Below are 2,295 nucleotides of genomic sequence, written 5' to 3' on the forward strand. Positions count from 1 at the left end.
GGAATCACGCTGTGAGCAACGCAGGCAGTTACTGGTACGCACTGATCCAGCTCCCGAACACGATGGTACGCAACGCGCTGTTGCCAACACCAACCTCCTTCACGCAGCGGCCAAAGACCGCACTCTTGCTACCCCTTCCTGCCGATGATCACGAGACTGCCATCAGGCCGTACGAGGAGCTTCTTAGGTGCATTGCACGTCAAATTAGGCGCACCTATCTCAGGGGACACTCCAGCTGCCGAGTCCATGCCATGAGAACAGTAGGCGGCGGCCGCACTCAGCGAAACAGATGGGCTCCAGTGACTCTAAGGCCGCACCTATGCTGTAGAGGCCAGGCATACGCCGTATGGCTACTGCAGCGGCGCGAGGAGCTTCGCGAGATCTCCGAGCGGATGAGCGTGTCTCGCATGGATCGTCTCCTTGGGCATCGACGCTCTGAGGTCCCTATGCGGTTGCCAGATCTGCACGCAACGGCGTCCAGTTACATAAGCTCGTTTGAGGCGTGGATTGCAAACCTTGCCCGTCTACATTCACTGATCGACCGTTCCAACAGGCAATCGGTGCTGTATGAGCAATTCCGCTGTTCTCCGAACTGGGCGCTGCATCAGCCGGGTGCCAGCAAAAGCTGCCCTATTCACCTGCGTCTGGACCAACAGAAGAACCGTGCTTATTGCGACAGGGGCCGCGTTCGACAGGAGGATCTAGCGTATGTCATCGCTCTGGGGCGAGAAAGGGAGCGGATTCTCAAGCGGGTCGATAAGATGCGCGATGACCCCACGGACATCACGCCAGACATCCTTCTCTGAGTGTGCCAGGCGGCCCTGACGCTAGATCGCCGGCGGCTGCATGAAGAACCACGTTGCCGGTCGCGTCGTTCGATACTATCTGACGAGTAGGCGAACTGACTTTGAGATGCTCCAGTACCTCAATCTAAGGGCTGAGGGTCACTGGCAGAACTGACGGGAAACCCGCGCGCATTGCGTTACCACGCCAGCAACAGCGACCAATCCGCAAAACTGCGGCCATCAAGCATTCCTGGCATGCGGGCCTCAACGTCCAGCCAGGCCAAGCGGTGGTGACGCGGACCTCTCGTGAGGGAGGGGGGGGGCGTGCGCGTGGCATACTTTTGTACCGCAGGCGCCAGCGTGAGGAATCTACCTCATGCGCCCGATACTTCCCAAACCTGTTGAGTGCCCCCGTTGCTATTCGCGGGGCGTCAACGATCGACCTGCTCAGGTCAGTGGGATTTCATTCCCACGCGGTACGCTTTCAATCGACAACTGGCACAGAGGTTTGCTTGAGCGTGTTTAGCCAATCGTTTTGCAGGCTGGCGTGCGCTGTGCGCGGGGCGTGTTCCTCACTGACGGCGCGAGAGAGCTCCAGCAGCTCCTGCGCGAGCACCGCCGCGGCATCCAATTTGACCTGGGTGTCAAATACCCTGCGCGATCCATCTGGGGTCTGAAGCGTCTTCGCGTAAGCAGGATTGGCGACCAGATACACGAAGTAGTCGGTCGTTGCTGCGAGGATGCTGAGTTCCTTAACGATACCCGCCTGCAGAGTTCCAGCAGCAGCGTTCCACAGTGCAGAGGCAATGTCATAGCTGCTGATTTCAACTTTCTTTCCGTCGCTGATGGCGTCCGCCTTCAGTGTCTTGCAAAGCCTAATGGCCTTTTTAAGCCCGCCCCACGTTTCGTCATCACGTTCGCGCAGGCGTCGCAGATACAGGAAGGGCAGGTTGTGGATCAACTGACGCGCAGGCTTGTCGAGGATGTTGACGCCCCGGAAGTCCTCGGACTGTGTCCGCTGATACTCGGCGGTGTCATTCCATGAAGCTGGCACAACATCAACTTCGCGACGCAGAGATCCACCCGACAGCCGGATGGCCTTGGCACCTGTGCAGTCGACTTCCGCCGCCGGATAGGCGTCCTTCAGCGCCGCCTCCAGTCGGTGACGCAGATCGAGCAATGTATCGACGGCTGACGGCAGGTACGGGTTACGGTAGTGCCCAGCCAGCGCCAAGACCCCCGTCGCATCGTAGTGATGGAACCGCTGCTCCAGAACCAGGAAGTCGACATCACTGACGCCGCGGATATGAATGTTGCCCGGAACGGAGCCCTGCAGACGGAACGTACAGCTCAGCCCATCGCGGTCCAATCGCGTTGCAATTTGCGCTTGCACACGCTCGGCCTCGGCAACACTCAGGGCGGTGTAGCTGGCGGCTACTGCTTGCATGGCGCCCAGTGCATAGCGCGTATGGTACCCACTACTGCGTTTCTGATAGGTCTCGCTCAGGTG

The 2,295-nt window shown here is 59.3% G+C and carries 1 protein-coding gene; it reads right to left on the reverse strand.

What is annotated here, in order from left to right; translation table 11 throughout:
* Positions 1-1,269 precede the first annotated feature (1,269 nt).
* The coding region (locus tag ACFU74_RS37075; RefSeq protein ID WP_378878151.1) for a hypothetical protein at positions 1,270-2,295 on the reverse strand (1,026 nt) is incomplete at its 5' end.

It is taken from the genome of Kitasatospora sp. NPDC057500 (genome assembly GCF_042802195.1).
Lineage (GTDB): Bacteria > Actinomycetota > Actinomycetes > Streptomycetales > Streptomycetaceae > Kitasatospora.